General features: G+C 46.9%; 18 protein-coding genes. 16 read left to right on the forward strand and 2 right to left on the reverse strand.

The window, feature by feature from the left end; all coding sequences use genetic code 11:
• From AC4E7D_RS00730 to AC4E7D_RS00765, 8 genes are all read left to right on the forward strand, one after another.
• Positions 1-343: four helix bundle protein (locus AC4E7D_RS00730; protein ID WP_490171882.1), on the forward strand; the 343-nt coding region annotated here is incomplete at its 5' end.
• A 57-nt stretch (positions 344-400) separates the two neighbouring features.
• The gene (gene metH, locus AC4E7D_RS00735) at positions 401-3,127 is read left to right on the forward strand and encodes a methionine synthase (protein WP_490171883.1); all 2,727 of its coding nucleotides are present in this window, start codon (positions 401-403) and stop codon (positions 3,125-3,127) included.
• Positions 3,128-3,149: 22 nt separating this feature from the next.
• Positions 3,150-4,103, forward strand: coding sequence for a methylenetetrahydrofolate reductase [NAD(P)H] (gene metF / locus AC4E7D_RS00740; RefSeq protein WP_490171884.1), 954 nt, complete (start codon positions 3,150-3,152; stop codon positions 4,101-4,103).
• A 33-nt stretch (positions 4,104-4,136) separates the two neighbouring features.
• The gene (locus tag AC4E7D_RS00745) at positions 4,137-5,237 is read left to right on the forward strand and encodes an acyloxyacyl hydrolase (RefSeq protein WP_490171885.1); all 1,101 of its coding nucleotides are present in this window, start codon (positions 4,137-4,139) and stop codon (positions 5,235-5,237) included.
• Positions 5,234-6,004, forward strand: a complete 771-nt coding sequence (locus tag AC4E7D_RS00750; RefSeq protein ID WP_490171886.1) for a head GIN domain-containing protein — start codon at positions 5,234-5,236, stop codon at positions 6,002-6,004. The genes AC4E7D_RS00745 and AC4E7D_RS00750 overlap by 4 nt, the downstream gene beginning before the upstream one ends.
• Before the next feature lie 25 nt (positions 6,005-6,029).
• Positions 6,030-7,100: a serine hydrolase domain-containing protein gene (locus tag AC4E7D_RS00755; RefSeq protein ID WP_490171887.1), complete on the forward strand. Its 1,071-nt coding sequence runs from the start codon at positions 6,030-6,032 to the stop codon at positions 7,098-7,100.
• A gap of 59 nt (positions 7,101-7,159) precedes the next feature.
• Positions 7,160-7,615 (forward strand): hypothetical protein, encoded by a 456-nt coding sequence (locus AC4E7D_RS00760; RefSeq protein ID WP_490171888.1) that lies wholly within the window; start codon positions 7,160-7,162, stop codon positions 7,613-7,615.
• Positions 7,616-7,693: 78 nt separating this feature from the next.
• Positions 7,694-9,208 (forward strand): M20/M25/M40 family metallo-hydrolase, encoded by a 1,515-nt coding sequence (locus AC4E7D_RS00765; RefSeq protein ID WP_490171889.1) that lies wholly within the window; start codon positions 7,694-7,696, stop codon positions 9,206-9,208.
• Between the two features lie 5 nt (positions 9,209-9,213).
• On the opposite strand, the gene gldA is transcribed toward AC4E7D_RS00765, so the two are convergent.
• Positions 9,214-10,110 (reverse strand): gliding motility-associated ABC transporter ATP-binding subunit GldA, encoded by an 897-nt coding sequence (gene gldA / locus AC4E7D_RS00770; protein WP_490171890.1) that lies wholly within the window; start codon positions 10,108-10,110, stop codon positions 9,214-9,216.
• 387 nt (positions 10,111-10,497) lie between these two features.
• Here gldA and AC4E7D_RS00775 point away from each other — a divergent pair, with 387 nt between their 5' ends.
• The 5 genes from AC4E7D_RS00775 to AC4E7D_RS00795 all read left to right on the forward strand — a co-directional run bounded on the left by AC4E7D_RS00775 (position 10,498) and on the right by AC4E7D_RS00795 (position 15,241).
• Positions 10,498-11,325 (forward strand): prephenate dehydratase, encoded by an 828-nt coding sequence (locus tag AC4E7D_RS00775; protein WP_490171891.1) that lies wholly within the window; start codon positions 10,498-10,500, stop codon positions 11,323-11,325.
• Positions 11,322-12,488 carry a pyridoxal phosphate-dependent aminotransferase gene (locus tag AC4E7D_RS00780; protein ID WP_490171892.1) on the forward strand — a complete coding sequence of 389 codons (1,167 nt, stop codon included), beginning with the start codon at positions 11,322-11,324 and terminating at the stop codon, positions 12,486-12,488. The genes AC4E7D_RS00775 and AC4E7D_RS00780 overlap by 4 nt, the downstream gene beginning before the upstream one ends.
• 9 nt (positions 12,489-12,497) lie before the next feature.
• Positions 12,498-13,358: a prephenate dehydrogenase gene (locus tag AC4E7D_RS00785; protein ID WP_490171893.1), complete on the forward strand. Its 861-nt coding sequence runs from the start codon at positions 12,498-12,500 to the stop codon at positions 13,356-13,358.
• 10 nt (positions 13,359-13,368) lie between these two features.
• Positions 13,369-14,451, forward strand: coding sequence for a chorismate mutase (locus AC4E7D_RS00790; protein ID WP_490171894.1), 1,083 nt, complete (start codon positions 13,369-13,371; stop codon positions 14,449-14,451).
• Positions 14,452-14,566: 115 nt separating this feature from the next.
• Complete coding sequence (locus AC4E7D_RS00795) at positions 14,567-15,241, forward strand: head GIN domain-containing protein (RefSeq protein WP_490171895.1); 675 nt, start codon at positions 14,567-14,569, stop codon at positions 15,239-15,241.
• Between the two features lie 69 nt (positions 15,242-15,310).
• Here the strand turns inward: AC4E7D_RS00795 and AC4E7D_RS00800 are convergent, their stop codons facing one another.
• The gene (locus tag AC4E7D_RS00800) at positions 15,311-15,751 is read right to left on the reverse strand and encodes a hypothetical protein (RefSeq protein WP_490171896.1); all 441 of its coding nucleotides are present in this window, start codon (positions 15,749-15,751) and stop codon (positions 15,311-15,313) included.
• Between the two features lie 94 nt (positions 15,752-15,845).
• Here AC4E7D_RS00800 and rsgA point away from each other — a divergent pair, with 94 nt between their 5' ends.
• The 3 genes from rsgA to AC4E7D_RS00815 are packed head-to-tail and all read left to right on the forward strand — an operon-like array spanning position 15,846 to position 17,571.
• Complete coding sequence (gene rsgA / locus AC4E7D_RS00805) at positions 15,846-16,796, forward strand: ribosome small subunit-dependent GTPase A (RefSeq protein ID WP_490171897.1); 951 nt, start codon at positions 15,846-15,848, stop codon at positions 16,794-16,796.
• Positions 16,793-17,248: a D-aminoacyl-tRNA deacylase gene (gene dtd, locus AC4E7D_RS00810; protein ID WP_490171898.1), complete on the forward strand. Its 456-nt coding sequence runs from the start codon at positions 16,793-16,795 to the stop codon at positions 17,246-17,248. Before rsgA ends, dtd begins: the two co-directional genes overlap by 4 nt.
• Positions 17,245-17,571: a nucleotide pyrophosphohydrolase gene (locus AC4E7D_RS00815; RefSeq protein ID WP_490171899.1), complete on the forward strand. Its 327-nt coding sequence runs from the start codon at positions 17,245-17,247 to the stop codon at positions 17,569-17,571. Before dtd ends, AC4E7D_RS00815 begins: the two co-directional genes overlap by 4 nt.
• The last annotated feature ends 41 nt before the right edge of the window (positions 17,572-17,612 follow it).

Consider the following 17,612-nt stretch of genomic DNA (forward strand, 5'->3'; position numbering starts at 1 on the left):
TAAGGAATTAGAGGTTTGGATACAGGCAAGGCAATTAGTCAAAAAAATATATCTAATGACCAGGAATTTTCCAAAGTCCGAGCAGTTTGCCCTTACTTCACAAATTCGTAGGTGCGTTATTTCCGTTTCCTCAAATATTGCGGAAGGCTGCGGACGAAGGAGTTCTAATGAGACCATACATTTTTTATATATGGCCAGAGGCTCCCTTTATGAATTGGAAACGCAGTTGATTTTGGCTGAAGATTTGCAATACCTTTCAAAAAAACATAATGCAATTCATGTAGAAATTGAAAAGGCAAAGAAACTTTTAAACGGATTTATCAATTACTTCAAAAATCAATAATTAAGGACAACCAACAACCAACAACTGTCTGCCAACAACCGGCATTCACCTCAACTAATGGCTAACAACCAAGAACCAAATACCAACAACCCACCTCGCCACCTCAAACTAAGCGGGCTGGAGCCCCTGGTCGTAACTCCCGAAAGTAATTTTATAAATGTAGGGGAACGCACCAACGTATCGGGCTCACGAAAATTCCTGCGCCTGATTAAGGAAGGCAATTATACTGAGGCACTGGAAATTGCCCGTCACCAGGTAGAAGGGGGTGCCCAGGTCATCGATGTAAATATGGACGATGGGCTGATAGATGGTAAGGAAGCCATGGTCCGGTTCCTCAACCTCCTTATGGCCGAGCCGGATATTGCACGGGTACCGATCATGATCGACAGCTCCAAATGGGAGATCATAGAAGCCGGGTTGCAGGTAGTTCAGGGAAAATGTGTGGTGAATTCTATAAGCCTGAAAGAAGGGGAAGAAGAATTCATACGTCAGGCCAAACGTATTCTGAGATACGGGGCTGCTGTAATTGTAATGGCCTTTGATGAGAAAGGTCAGGCCGACAATTACGATAGGCGCGTAGAAATCGCTGAAAGGTCGTATCACCTGCTTACTGATAAGGTCAAATTCCCTCCGGAAGATATCATCTTTGATCTTAACATCTTTCCTGTGGCTACGGGCATGGAAGAACATAAACGAAATGCCCTTGACTTCATAGAAGCTACGGCCTGGGTTAAGCAAAACCTGCCCCACTGCAGTGTTAGTGGTGGGGTGAGCAATGTCTCCTTTAGTTTTCGCGGGAATACGGTTGTCAGAGAAGCCATGCATTCTGTATTTCTTTATCATGCCATTAAAGCGGGTATGAATATGGGGATTGTAAACCCGGCTTTGCTGGAAGTGTATGATGATATTCCCAAAGACCTGCTGGAACATGTGGAGGATGTCATCCTGAACAGAAGGCCGGATGCGACAGAACGACTGCTGTCCTTTGCAGAAACTGTATCCGGGAAGTCCAGAGAAAAAAAGGCTGACCTGAGCTGGCGTGAAGCCCCGCTTCAGGACCGGATAACCAGGGCATTGGTAAAGGGGATCGACCAGTTCATCGAAGAAGACGTGGAAGAAGCCCGCCAAAGTGTAGAAAAACCCATTCAGGTCATCGAAGGGCATTTGATGCAGGGGATGAACGTAGTGGGCGACCTCTTTGGAAGCGGTAAAATGTTCTTGCCCCAGGTGGTAAAGTCTGCCCGGGTGATGAAAAAGGCGGTAGCCTATTTATTACCCTACATTGAGGAAGATAAGGACGAGCAGGCAAGGTCTTCCGGCAAGATACTCCTGGCTACGGTTAAAGGGGATGTGCACGATATCGGTAAGAATATCGTGAGTGTCGTCCTGGCATGTAATAACTATGAAATCGTAGACCTTGGCGTCATGGTACCTCCAGAGAAGATTTTGGAAAGTGCAAAACAGGAACAGGTGGATATGATTGGTCTCAGTGGATTGATCACACCCTCTCTGGACGAAATGGTTTTTATGGCCAGGGAGATGGAGCGACAACAATTTACGGTGCCACTGCTCATTGGCGGTGCAACCACCAGCAAGGCGCATACAGCGGTAAAGATTGCCCCGCATTACCAGGGCAGCGTAGTGCATGTGAACGATGCCTCCCGTGCCGTTACGGTGGTTGGGGACCTGCTGCAGGAGGAAACATCGGAGGGGTATAAAGCGCAAATCAGAAGGGAGTACGATGCCTTCAGAAAGAAATTCCTGGACCGCAGCAAGGTGAAAACCTATCTCAGCCTTGAAGCCGCCAGGGCCAACAAACTACAGCTTGAATGGACCCCTGATATCGTCAGAAAACCGGTAAAACTTGGTATTCAGGTTTGGGATGAGATTGACCTGCGTCTCCTGGAACCCTATATCGACTGGACGCCCTTTTTCCGCAGTTGGGACCTGCATGGGAAGTTTCCTGCCATCCTCAAAGACCCCGTAGTCGGGGAGCAGGCAACAGAGCTATACACCGATGCGCGTGAAATGTTAGAACGGATAATTAGAAAAAAATGGTTAAAGGGAAAAGCAATTTTTGGCTTGTTCCCCGCCAACACCGTTGCTGAAGACGATATAGAGGTGACCCCATTAAAAGCATCCGGAAAGCCGAATCCCCAACAAACCGTGGTTTTTCACAGTTTACGGCAACAAACCGCCAAGAAAGCGGGGGTACCCAACCTGGCTCTGGCCGATTTCGTTGCTCCAAAGGAAAGCGGTTTACAGGATTATATCGGCTGTTTCTGTGTTACCACCGGATTCGGAACAGATGAAAAAGCTCGAGAATTTGAAGCAAAACACGACGATTACAATGCTATAATGTTAAAAGCCCTCGCCGATCGCCTGGCCGAGGCACTGGCAGAATACCTGCATGAAAAAGTTCGTCGGGAGTATTGGGGATATGCCAAAAACGAACAGCTGGACAATCAACAACGTATAGACGAACAGTATATCGGTATTCGCCCGGCACCAGGGTATCCGGCCTGTCCGGACCACCTGGAGAAAAAGACCATCTGGCAGCTACTGCAAGTGGAAGAAAAGATCGGGGTACGCCTTACAGAGAACCTTGCCATGTGGCCGGCAGCCAGTGTAAGTGGGTACTATTTCGCCCATCCGGAGGCCAAATACTTTGGACTGGGAAAAATTAAGGAAGACCAACTGGCAGATTATGCCGAACGGAAAGGGATCCCCCTGGAAACTGCGCGTAAATGGCTTGCGCCTAACCTTGCAGCATCTGAATCTTAATGAAAAATAGTACATTGTTTATATGAAGGTGACAGACCATATCAAGGCGGCAAAAGGGGAAACCCTGTTTTCCTTTGAGATTATCCCTCCGGTAAAAGGGCATAATATCAAAGAGCTATATGACAATATTGATCCCCTGATGGAGTTCAAGCCTCCCTTTATTGATGTGACTACCTCCCGGGAGGAATATGTGTATATCGACCGTAACGGTCTCCTGGATAAGAAGCTTACCCGAATGCGGCCCGGAACCGTAGGGATATGTGCCTCAATAAAGCATAAATACGATGTGGATACCGTACCTCATGTACTCTGCGGCGGTTTTACCAAGGAAGAAACCGAGTACCTCCTGGTAGATTGCCACTATCTGGGGATAGACAACATCATGGCTTTAAGAGGGGATGCCATGAAGGATGAAAAGTATTTTGAACCCTCCGAAGGGGGCCATGAATACGCCTCGGATCTGGTAAAGCAAATTGCCGACCTCAATCATGGCAGGTACCTTCATGAAGTGATCGAAACTGAAGACTGTGCCGATTTTTGTATAGGTGTCGCGGGGTATCCGGAAAAGCACATGGAGGCCCCTTCGCTGCAAACCGACCTGAAATGGCTGAAATACAAGATCGAATTGGGGGCACATTACGTGGTTACCCAAATGTTTTTTGACAATCAGAAATATTTTGATTTTGTCAAGGCAGCCAGGGATATAGGTATCGACGTTCCCATCATACCGGGCATCAAGCCTATCGCCATTAAAAAACACCTGCAATTATTGCCACAGGTCTTCCGGATCGACCTCCCCCAGGACCTGATCGACGCTGTGGAGGCCTGCAAGGATAATAAAGCTGTTCGACAAGTAGGAGTAGAATGGGCCATTGAACAATCCAAAGCACTCAAGGCTGCCGGGGTACCCGTACTGCACTATTATTCTATGGGAAAGTCCTCAAATATCAAGGCCATTGCCGAAGCTGTTTTTTAATCAAGCCTTTGTTTTTTGCTAATTTTACCCCAGATGAACAGGAAAGTTTGTTTCGGGTTCCTGCTGTGTTCCCTGTTGGTTTACTCCCAAAATGAAGGGCCATCCCCGGTGTACGTCCTCGACGCCAATCCGTTCTACGGTTCCATCCTCCTGCACAATACAGACATTTCCCACCTTATCCAACAGCATCCCACCGGGCTGATCCTTGGGCTAAGCAAAAAGACCTTTGGCCACGAGGAATGGGAACAGGAATTCAGCTACCCGGATACCGGTTTTTCTTTTATCTACCAGGACATGAAAACTTCTACCCTGGGGGAAAATTTTGGGATTTACGGGCACTATAACTTTTATTTTTTAAAACGGGCCCTGCAGTTTCGGATTGGACAGGGGATTGCTTACAATACAAATCCGTATGATAAGAACCGCAATTTCAGAGGGAATGCCTATGGGTCTCATCTGATGAGCTCTACCTACCTCATGCTGAACTATTACAGGGAAAATCTGTTCAGGAAGCTGGGGGTTAGGGCTGGGATTTCGCTGGTGCATTATTCCAATGCCAATGTCAGGGCCCCTAACACCTCAACGAACACCTTCGCCTTTAATGCTGGAATTGTCTACCGGATAGGTGAAAATACCCCTTTTGTGGTCCGGGAAAAAGCAGAGGGTGAAGCATTTGCCGAACCATTGCGATACAACCTGGCCTTTCGCACAGGGATCAATGAAAGTGATGTTATCAATTCCGGGCAGTTTCCTTTCTATATCCTTTCTGCATACGTGGACAAACGATTTAACAGAAAGAGCGCCCTGCAGCTTGGGGTAGATGTCTTTTTCTCCAACTTCCTAAAAGAACTTATCAGGTTCCAGGCCATTTCCTTTCCCGAGCTGGATGTGCAGGAAGATGATGACTACAAACGTGTGGGGCTGTTTTTTGGACATGAACTTTTTGTGAACAAAATGAGTGTGGTCACACAATTGGGGTACTATCTGTATTACCCCTTTGATTTTGAAGGGCGGGTCTATAACCGTATCGGCATAAAAAGGTATTTCGGGTCAAAGTGGTACGGGGCCATTACCCTGAAATCCCATGCGGCTGCGGCTGAAGCTATTGAATTTGGAGTAGGAATACGATTATGAGAATAAACAAGAATTTTACACTTGTTCTGCTACTTGGCCTCGGCACATTTTTGCTGGGATGTCGGGGGGAAAAGGTGATCGACTGCTTCCAGGCCAGTGGTGATCTTGTACGGGATGAGGTATCCGTTCCGGGCTTTACAAGGATTACAGTTTTTGAGAACGTCACACTCGTGCTTAGACAGGGACCGGAGCAAAGGGTAGAAATAGAGACCGGGGAATTTTTAAGGCCAGAAGTGAGTGCGAAAGTGGAAGGCGAAACCCTTGTGATCAAAGACACCAACGACTGCAATTTTTTCAGGGATTACGGGACAACTACAGTTTATGTCACTGCTCCGGATATTCAGGTGTTACGAAGCAGCACCGGCTTTCCGATTCGTAGTGAAGGCGTGCTGGCTTACGATTCCCTTTCACTGATCTCAGAAAGTTTTAATGATCCGGAGGCGGAGACCACAGACGGGTCGTTTGACCTGGAGGTAGCCACTGAAAACCTGAGTGTTCTGGCTAACGGAATTGCTTATTTCCAGCTAAGGGGAACAACGGAAAATCTGAATATAACCATTGCTGCCGGGGACAGCAGGGTGGAGGCTGAGAACCTCGTGGCAGAGAATGTAAGCCTGAATCACAGGGGAACGAACAATATTCGCGTTAACCCCCAGGAGTCGCTTACTGGTGTGATCCGCGGAACCGGGGACGTGGTAAGTTTTAACCGACCAACCCTGGTGGATGTTGAGGAGCTTTACAGGGGACGCCTGATCTTTAAAGACTAATATCCGGAATATGAGGTTGTCAGGGTTGGATCGAGTAATAAAATGGCTTACGAAACGTAAAATTACGTGGAATAAGACGCCCAACAAACAACAATCAACCAACAACCAACTACAAGCAACCATTGATCATCTCTCCGAACTGGTCGATCAAAAGCTCATCCCGGGGATAGCTATCTCTATTTATCGCGGAGAACAGCCCCTGGTTCACCGGGGTTTTGGCTATGCGGACCTTGAGAAAAGGGTCCCGGTAACGCCAGAAAGAACACTGTTCCGGGCAGCCAGCGTATCCAAGCCCATTACTGCATGTGCCCTGGCCAGCCTGGTGGCAGCAGGACATATAAAACTCGAGGCCTCTATTTATGAATATGTCCCTTACTTTCCAAAGAAAAAGTATGACTTTACCGTCAAACAACTAGCGGCACATACGGCGGGTATCCGGGGATATAGGGGCAAGGAGTACGCATTTAACGAACCTTATACGATACGGGACAGTTTGCAGGTTTTCCAGGAGGATCCCCTGTTGTTTAAACCAGGCACCGAGTTTCACTATAATAGCTATGGCTATGTACTCTTATCACTGGCCATGCAGGAAGCTGCCGCGATGCCCTTCGCTGACTATGTACGTGAAAAGGTGCTGATACCCCTGGAAATGACCAATACACGCCCAGATAACCCAAACACCATCAATCAACAAAGAGCCTCCTTTTACACCAAACGGTCTAACGGCTTCCGAAGAGCGACCCCGGTGGATAATCGCTATAAACTTGCAGGAGGCGGTTACCTGACTACTACAACGGACATGATAAGACTGGGACAAGCCATCCTTGAAAAACGCTTTTATCCCAGAGAAATGTCCGCAATACTCGAGGCACAGGAGATAAATGGCAAAAGTACCTACTACGGTCTGGGCTGGGAGGTGAGTGAGGACGCTAAAGGAAGACCGTATTTTGGCCATATCGGAAATCAGGTAGGGGGCTATAGTTATTTCAGGATCTTTCCGGACAGTGGTTTAATTGTCGCTGCCCTGGTTAATTGTACCGCACCCAAAATTCAGGAACTTTTGGATGGGATTGTAGAGGAATTTCAAGCCGACTAGCGAAGTCTGGAAATTTCCGAAGCTTTTGTATTTTTAAGTATTCCAATACGCCCATCCCCATGAAAAGATACCTGGCTGTTTTCATTGCTCTATTTGTTTGGATGTTAGGCTGTACCCTTGAATCCCGTTATGGTTTGCCCAACGATGAACTGGTTGCTGTAGAAATCCTTGGGACCTGGAAGGGTGCCGATGATGATGACAAGGTTAGGATCGAAACCTTAAGCGAAAAACAATATCGATTGATTCTTCAGGATACCATAATACTTAATGCCTATATCAAAACAATTAAGAACCGTCATATCCTGGACATCTTTGTACGGGAAAATGAAGAAGAGATGCATATGTTTTACGGGCTCGAAATGTATGGGGATTCCTTGAAATTCTGGGAGGTAAACGACAAGTTAAACCAGGAGGATTTTGAATCGGCCAAAGCCCTGCACAGCTTTTTTAAGGCCAATATCGAACGGGAGGATTTTTTGAAAGAAGGAACGGTTTTATACAGGGAAGTGGAGTAAAATAAGCAGCTGCACCATTTAATTTGGCTAAATCATGATTAGACAGGCTTTCCTATCTTTATAGGAAATCCATTAACCATGAGTAGACTGCACCCTTATCTCTTAATTTGCCTTTTCTTAGTTGCATTTACCAATCAGGCACAAACGGCCGCAGAACTGCAGGATTGGGCAGATAAGGCTGCACGGGAATCCTTCCCTATGCTAAAAGAATTGCTCAGTATCCCGAACGACGCCTTCTATCCTGAAGACATCGAAAAAAATGTACAGTGGTGTGAAAAGGCGTTCACAGAACGAAATTTTTCCACCCAACGTATCGAAACGCAAGGGGCGCCGCTTCTCCTGGCAACACGTAACCATACCGGGGCCGAAAAGACCGTATTGATTTACCTGCAACTGGACGGGCAGCCGGTAGACAGCACCCGCTGGTTCCAGGAGAGTCCTTATCTCCCTGCACTGAAACTGCGGAACCAGGAGCGGGAATGGTATGAAATCCCCTGGGACCGTGTAGTCAACTACAAGGATGACTGGCGGATATTCGCCCGATCTGCCAGCGATGCCAAAGGCCCCGTAGCTATGTTCCTGGCTGCATTAGACGGGGCTAAGACGCATGGTATTGTTCCTAATTACAACCTTAAAGTGATCATGGATTTCGAGGAAGAATTGGGTTCTCCCCATCTCCCGCAAGCAGTTACAGAAAATGCAGCGCTCCTGAAAGCGGATATGCTTCTCATCTTTGATGGGCCAAGGCATATCACTAACAAACCTACCCTTACTTTTGGGGCTCGTGGAATAGCTACCATCACGCTGACCACTTATGGACCTGTTGTACCCCAGCACAGTGGCCATTTCGGGAATTATGCCCCGAATCCGGCATTGCGGTTGTCCAGACTTCTCGCCAGCATGAAGGATGAGGAAGGAAGGGTCCTCATCCCCGGTTTTTACGATGGGATCTCAATCGACACTGAAACCGAGGCTATCCTTAAGGCGGTACCAGATAATGAGGGACAGATCAAAAAACGACTGCAGATCGCCGAAACCGACAAGGTAGGTAAGTATTACCAGGAAGCTATACAGTATCCCTCCCTGAATATCCGAGGGATGCAGTCCGGTTGGATTGATGAAAAGGTACGGACCATCATCCCCGGATGGGCCCGGGCAGAAATTGATGTTAGGCTTGTCCTCGAAAGCGATCCCCAAAGGTTGTTGGACCTTATTAAATCCCATATCGGGAAGCAAGGATATTACGTCATTGACCGGGAACCTACCGAACAGGAACGCCTTTCCTATCCCAGGATCGCCACCTTTACCTCAGAGATCTCCTATCAGTCGTTCCGCACACCATTTGATTCTGAAGTGGGCCTGTGGCTGACCAAAGCCATGAAACGTGCATTCGGGGAAGATCCCATAAGGATCCGAATGAGCGGAGGTTCAATCCCCATTTCTCCTTTTGTCAATACCCTCGGGATTCCGGCGGTAACCGTACCTACTGTAAACCGGGATAACAACCAGCACAGTCCTAATGAAAACCTGAGGATTGGAAATTACCGGGAAGGCATCAAGACCATGATGTCCATCCTTTCAGAAAAATTGTAATTGCTTTAGTCCCCTGTCAGGTCGGTAAACAGCGTCTCCAGGTTCTTGTTTTTCCGGCTGAGTTGTAGTGTTTTCAATTGGTGGTCATGTGCAAAATCAAAGACCGCCGGCCGCATATCTTTAGGGGTGCTGAAGGTGATTTCATAGACAAATCCCCCCGTATTTTTTACGCTGCTTACATGTGGAAGTTTTTGCAGAAAGGCTTCTTCCACGCGGTAATCAAACTCCACTTCTATGATCTGTTCCCCTTTTTCCCTGAGTTCTGCAAGGGCGGCATCGGCTACAAGTTTGCCTTTATTGATGATCAGGACGCGGTCACACAAAGCCTCGACCTCTTTCATGATATGGGAAGAAAGCAGGATGGTTTTGGTACGGGCCAGTTTTCGTATCAGTCTCCTGATTTCCTGCAGCTGGTTGGGGTCCAGTCCGGTGGTAGGTTCATCCAGGATTAAGACCTCAGGATCATGCAAAATGGCAGCGGCAAGGCCAACCCGTTGCCTGTACCCTTTGGAAAGCTGCCCGATTTTCTTATGCGCCTCAGGGCCCAGGCCGGTTTCTTCAACAACAGTGTCTATGCGTGCTTTATCCACGCCATAAACTTCGGCGTTAAAGGCAAGGTACTCTTTCACATAGAGGTCCAGATATAGCGGATTGTGTTCCGGGAGATAGCCAATACTTTGCTGTACTTTACGTTCTTCCGATCGTACGTCATAACCATTGACCTGTGCCTCCCCTGCATGGGCCTTACTATAGGTAGTGAGGATTTTCATCAAGGTGGATTTCCCTGCTCCGTTAGGGCCAAGAAAGCCTGCAATTTCACCTTTTTTAACCTTAAAGGTGATATCGTCCAGGGCCAGTTGCTCCCCGTAATACTTGGAAATTCCTGTTACCTGTATGGACATCGGCTCAATTTTAGGGTAAAAATACACAAAAGGATATTCTCCGGGCTGGAAAATATTCGGTGTTTCTCTCCGCCTTACATAGTGATTTGCTGCTGGTGGAATGCAAAATTCCTAACAGGTGAAGAATATCAATTCAGTTTCCGCAAAGAATTTGCTCAAATCGCTTTTTTTTTCAAAAAGCAGTGCCGAGCCTTTGATATTTACAGATAATAATTACCTTAGCCGGGTAAATGCAGTATATGACACGCAATTATTTCTGGAACGGGTTTTATTTTTACTTCTTCGCACAGAGAGGTACGGGACAGTTTTAGGTAATTGTAATTGATATAAAAAATTGAGGTCCCGTTGCTACGACGGGACTTTTTTTTGAGCAAAATTTTAATTGATTTGCCACTAAAAATAGCCATACAGGGAATACGGGGTTCCAACCACCACCAGGTGGCCCGCGAATATTTTGGGGAGGATATTTCACTGGTGGAATGCCTTACCTTCCACGGCTTAGTAGACCAATTACTACAAAAAAAGGCCGATAAGGGGGTCATGGCAATAGAAAATTCCATAGCAGGGTCTATCATCCCGAATTACGCTCTGGTATATCAGAACAACCTGCACATTATTGGGGAACATTACCTCAATATCCACCACCACCTGATGTGCCTTGATGGTCAATCCCTTGAGGAGATCAGGGAAGTGCGCTCCCACCCCATGGCGTTGTTGCAATGCCGGGAGTACCTGAAAACCAAGCCCCATATCAAAATGGTAGAGGATTTTGACACCGCAGAAACAGCGCGTCAGATCCAGGAAAAGAAATTAAAAGGAATAGCTGCCATCGCACCGAAAGTCGCAGCCGACTTATACGGTCTTGAGATCTTGGCATCGGATATTCAGACCATTAAGAACAATGCCACGCGCTTTATCGTGATCAAGACTAAAAATAAGGCGCTTCCTGAGGAGGAAATCAACAAGGCCTCTATGCGCTTTATAACAGACCATAAGCGTGGGAGCCTGGCAACCGTGCTGAACGTGATGAGCGATTGTAATCTCAATCTTACCAAGATTCAATCCCTTCCGATCATTGAAACCCCCTGGAAGTATGCATTTTTTGTGGATGTAACCTTTGAAAAATTCGAGCATTTCGCCAAGGCCAAATCCCTGCTCAATATTATGTCAGAGGATTTCAAGGTATTGGGGGAATATAAAAACGCCATGTTGTGATACGAACCGCAGACCGTTTACATACCGTTGAGGAATATTACTTCTCCCGAAAGCTAAGGGAAGTGAGGGAGCTATTGGCCCAGGGGCGCCCGGTTATCAATATGGGTATTGGGAGTCCGGACCTGGCGCCTTCAGATGCGGTTATTGCCTCCCTGAAGGATTCGGTTGTTGAAGCCGGGGCCCATCAGTATCAGAGTTACCAGGGGCTTCCGGAACTTCGCAAAACCATTGGGCAATTTTACCTAAACAAATTTGGGGTCACCGTTGATCCAAGTGAAGAAATCCTACCCCTGATGGGATCCAAGGAAGGGATTATGCATATTAGCATGGCCTTTCTTAACAAGGGGGATGAGGTCCTTATCCCCAATCCGGGTTATCCTACCTATGGGGCAGTAACCAAGCTTGTTGGGGGCAACCCAAGGTATTACCACCTTTCAGGAAACCAGGGATGGTTCCCTGATCTTGATGCATTGGAGAATGAAGACCTCACAAAAGCAAAATTGATGTGGGTAAGCTATCCCCACATGCCAACAGGGGCAACAGCCTCAAAGGCCCAATTGGAACAGCTGGTCCGCTTTGCAGCACGCCACAACATTTTGTTGGTAAATGACAATCCCTACAGCTTTGTACTAAGTAAAAATCCTGTTAGTATCCTCAGTATCTCAGGGGCAGGAGAGAACACCCTGGAACTCAATTCCCTTAGCAAGACCTTTAATATGGCCGGCTGGCGCGTGGGTATGGTCCTCGGCAACGGGGAGCTAATTAAGGCGGTCCTTAAGGTGAAGAGCAACATGGACTCCGGTATGTTCTACGGGATACAAAAAGGGGCCATCGCGGCGCTGAACAGTGGTGAGGAATGGTTCGACCACCTGGATAGGATCTACCAATGCAGAAGGAACCTTATGTTTGAGGTTGCTGATAAATTAGGCTGTACCTATGATAGGAATTCAGTGGGCATGTTTGTATGGTGCAAACTCCCGTCAGGTGCTCCCAAAGCAGAGGATTTTATAGACAGGATCCTCTACGAAAAAGATATATTCATCGCGCCAGGCACTGTATTTGGCAGTAATGGGGAAGGGTATGTTCGGCTCTCCCTTTGCGTAAAAAAAGATAAAATTGAAGAAGCCCTCCAGCGACTGGAAGGGTTTAATCCACTGGGATGATCTAATATTATGAAGGTAGTAGCTATTGGAATCGGGTTAATTGGGGGCTCCCTCGCCAGGGATATCCGGGATAAGTTTCCGGAAGCCCGTATCCTGGGCAGGGATACGAATCCCTCCCATCTCAGGGAAGCCCTGGATTTAGGTTGGATAGATGCTGTTGGGGAAGATGCTGATCTGGGGAATGCTGATTTGGTTATCCTGAGTATCCCGGTTGATGCTACCCTGGAGGAGCTGCCCGGAATCCTGGACAAAGTTGGGGAACAAACACTGGTTGTGGATGCAGGATCTACAAAAGTGGCCATATGCCAATGTGTGGAGGGACATGTAAACCGGAGGAATTTCCTGGCCTGCCACCCGATAGCGGGTACTGAATTTTCTGGTCCTTCAGCAGCTCTTAAAGGGCTGTTCGAAGGGAAGACGAATATCATCTGTGAAGTAGAGAAAACCGCCTTTAAGTTACAGGAACGGGGACTGGAGTTATTTCGGCAACTGGGTATGCGGATCCGCTATATGAACCCGGAAGCCCACGATAAGCACATCGCCTATGTGAGTCATCTTTCCCACATCAGTTCCTTTATGCTCGGTAAAACCGTCATCGAAAAGGAAAAGAACGAGCGGGACATATTCGATATGGCCGGGAGTGGATTTGAAAGCACAGTAAGGCTCGCTAAAAGCTCCCCTGCCATGTGGACTCCGATTTTTCAACAGAATCGCGATAATGTGATAGAAACACTCGAAGAATACATTCAGAACCTCGAGCAGTTTAAGCTCAAGCTTCAAAAAGAAGATTACAACGGTATTTATTCCGAAATGGATAATACCAACAGGATAAAATCAATTTTAAAAGGGATACCCCTAAATAAATCGTAATAAGAGAACAATGGAGAATACCAAAGAACTGAGAACCTGGCTGGATGATATGCAATTGCCGCACCCCCTTGTGATAGCCGGACCTTGCAGTGCAGAAACCGAAGAGCAGGTGTTGAATATTGCACATGAGCTGAAGGATACGGATGTGAATTACTACAGGGCAGGGATCTGGAAACCCCGTACCCGTCCCGGGAATTTTGAAGGGGTGGGGGCCATTGGCCTTAAATGGCTGCAGAAGGTCAAAAAGGAAACAGGCCTTAAAACCGCTACCGAAGTAGCAAATAAAACACATGTTGACCTGGCCCTTGAGCACGATGTGGACTTGCTTTGGATTGGAGCGCGCTCTACGGTTAGCCCATTTATAGTACAGGAAATTGCCGATGCCCTAAAGGGTACGGACAAGATTGTGCTGGTTAAAAACCCGGTAAATCCGGACCTCTCCCTCTGGCTGGGGGCAGTGGAACGCCTGCAGAAGGCGGATATTAAAAAGCTCGGGGTTATCCACAGGGGGTTTTCTTCCTACCGTAAGACAAAATACCGGAACATCCCGGAATGGCAGCTTGCGATTGAGCTGCAAACTAAGTTCCCGGACTTGCCGCTAATTAATGACCCTTCACATATCTGTGGTACACGGGACCTGATTTTTGATGTTTCCCAAACAGCACTGGACCTGAATTATGACGGACTGATGATAGAAACCCATATCGACCCCGATAATGCCTGGAGCGATGCTGCCCAGCAGGTCACTCCTAAAACACTCGTTCAGATTATGAAAGACCTCAGGATCAGAAAGGTAACCGATCAGGAAGCGGAATACAGGAGCAAACTAGGCAATTTAAGGGCCCAGATAGATGTAATCGATAACCAGTTGATCGATATTCTCGGAAAACGCATGGAGGTTTCCGATGAAATTGGTCAGTTGAAGAAAAAACGGAATGTGGCTGTATTACAAACCAATCGTTGGAATGCCATCCTGGGCAAGATGATTCTGGAAGGCGAAACCAAAGGGTTAAGCGAAGAATTTGTACTCCGGATGTTTAAAGCCATTCACCAGGAATCCATCAATCACCAGGAAAAGATTATCAATTCCTGAGGCCGTTTGGCCGTTTATAAATTTATCCCCCTTAAAAAAGGGGGATTTTTTTGTCAAAACTGTAACAAATTATAATCGAAAAGGTCTTTAGAGGGTAACCTGATAAACAAGACAAATGAAAAAAATACTCACGCTCTGCCTGCTGATGATTGCTTCAGGCGGCTTCGCACAGCGAATTGTAGACAAAGAAGTAGGGGAATTCCATACGATCAAGGTGTTCGACCTGATTGAGGTGAACCTCATAAAGTCTGACGAGAACCGCATCCTGATCAAAGGCGATAATGTTGACGACATCAAGTTCGCAAACAAAGATGGTGTACTGAAACTAAGAATGCAGTTTGAGAAAAAATTCCAGGGAGAGGATACGTTTATTGAAGTCTATTATACCGGTTTGGACGTGATCGATGGGAACGAAGGTGCCAAAATTGTTTGTAACGAAACCGTGGAACAGGACCGCATTGAATTGCGCACCCAGGAAGGGGCACAGATACGCATCGGGATGGAGGTAGAAAATGTTGACATCCGCGCAGTGACCGGGGGTATTATAGAGGCATCCGGCAGGGCTACCAATCAGTATGTGGTGCTAAATACCGGGGGGATTTTTGAAGGCAAAGAACTCAGGACAGAAGCTGCAAGTATAAAGGTTTCTGCCGGAGGTGAAGCAGAGCTTTTTGCCTCGGAAAAAGTAGATATAAATGTTCGTGCCGGCGGGGATGTCTATGTGTATGGAAGTCCCAAAGAAGTGAATAAAAACACCTTTGCAGGGGGAAGAATTTATATTCAGGATTAGCTGCATTTTAAGTTGAAGTGAAAAAAAACCTGGCACATTGGCCAGGTTTTTTTATATGTAGTTATTCCCTTATTTCCTGAATATATAACGGGTAATAAAGATCCCTTGTCCGTCACCCTTACCCCCATCGCTTTCCACAGCACTGGTCACAAAGGCTAGTTCCCATCCGTTGGCAACCATATCATTGATCATAGAAGACAATAAAGCATCATTGGCGGCAATATTCTGGAAACGGATCCCGCCCAGGTTAAAGAAGTTCAAAAGCTTGGTTTCTTCAAAATTCTTTACCCGGATATCACCACGTTTGGATTTATTTCGGGTATTGTCTTCTTCGGTTTGTACACTGGTGTATTCCTTGTAATCTTTGTCCTCATTCGCGTTTACGATCCGCGAACGGCCCAAACCGTTGGGTACAATAGACTCCACACTGGTAATTACTTTGTACTGTTGTGCCTGCATTTCAAAGGAAGCTGCCAGACACACAAACAGGATGATCAGGATTTTCTTCATAATGATTTTTGTTTTGTTGATTTGATTTCTACTATCAAAGTTAACTGTATGTGTAAAGTATTATTGTTTCTTTGCAGAAGAGTTTTTAACAACTATGCGCGGTACGGTATATAAATCCACAGGAAGCTGGTACCTGGTTAAAACCCAGGAAGGCGAGTTATACAATTGCCGGATCAAGGGTAAATTCCGTATCCGGGGGATTAAGAGTACCAATCCGGTAGCTGTAGGTGACCGGGTGGAGTTTCATGTAGAGGAGATAGGTGATGAGACGGTAGGGATCATTTCCGAGATCGAAGACCGCAAGAATTATATCGTCCGCAAATCCGTAAAGCTCTCCAAGCAGATCCACATAATCGCCGCCAATATTGATCAGGTTTTTTTACTGATTACGATCAGGGAACCCAAAACCTATACGATTTTTATCGACCGCTTTCTGGCTACGGCCGAAGCATATGATATCCCGGCCGTATTATTGTTCAATAAGATCGATCTGTACGATGCGGAGGAACTGGGTGAGCTGCGCTATCTGATGGCCATCTATTCCGAAATCGGGTATACCTGCCTGGACATTTCCGCCAAAACTGGTAAAAACCTGGATCGCGTTGCGGACCTGATGACAGGAAAGACCAGCGTTTTTGCCGGCTACTCCGGGGTGGGCAAGTCTACCCTGATCAATTATGTGGCCCCTGAACTCAACCTGAGGACTTCCGAGATTTCCGAACAGCATATGCAGGGACAGCACACCACTACCTTTGCCCAGATGTACGATCTTGAGATAGGCGGTAGGATCATTGATACCCCCGGTATACGAGGATTTGGTATGGTGGATATGGACAAAGATGAAATAGGGGACTATTTTCCGGAATTACTGGCCTTAAAAGCAGATTGCAAGTTTAATAATTGCCTGCATTTGGACGAACCCAAATGTGCGGTAAAGGCAGCCCTGGAAAGGGATGAGATCTCCTGGAGCAGGTACCGCAGTTATGTTCAAATGGTCACCGGGGAAGAAGACACCTACCGAATGGATAATTACGAAGGCGAATGAGGGTTGTATTACAAAGGGTGACCAGGGCAAGTGTAACGGTTGAAGGAAAAATAGCGGGTGCTATCGGTACTGGCTTGCTCGTTTTGCTTGGGATAGAAGATGCAGATACCCGGGAAGACATTGTCTGGCTCTCACGAAAGATTGTCAACCTGAGGATTTTTAATGACGAACAAGGGGTGATGAACCGGTCCTTGCTGGAAGTAGCAGGCGAAGCTTTGGTGGTAAGTCAGTTTACATTGCATGCCAATACTAAAAAGGGCAACCGGCCATCTTACATCCGGGCTTCCAAACCCGAAGTAGCCATCCCTATGTACGAGACCTTTAAGGAGCAGTTGGCTGCTGATCTTGGGAAACCTGTAAGTTCGGGGATATTTGGAGCCGATATGAAGGTTGAATTGCTCAATGACGGACCGGTAACGATTTTTATAGATACAAAAAACAAGGAAATATGAACATTCAAAATGCGCAGCTCGCGGTAGATGAGTGGATCAAGAGCCATGGCGTTCGTTACTTTAACGAGCTCACCAACATGGCGCAGCTCACGGAGGAAGTAGGTGAAGTGGCCCGTATAATCGCAAGGCGGTATGGGGAGCAAAGTGAAAAGGAATCAGATAAGGCCAAGGATCTAGGTGAAGAGCTGGCCGATGTACTTTTTGTAGTATTATGCCTGGCCAATCAAACCGGGATCAATCTTCAGGAAGCCTTTGACCACAAACTTAAGCTAAAAGCCCAACGAGATCACGATAGGCACCAGCGCAACACCAAACTCAAATAATTGTAAATTCGTTGAACGGGTAGTACACCAGTCTTCAACCT

The sequence above is a fragment of the Lentiprolixibacter sp. genome (assembly GCF_982873095.1).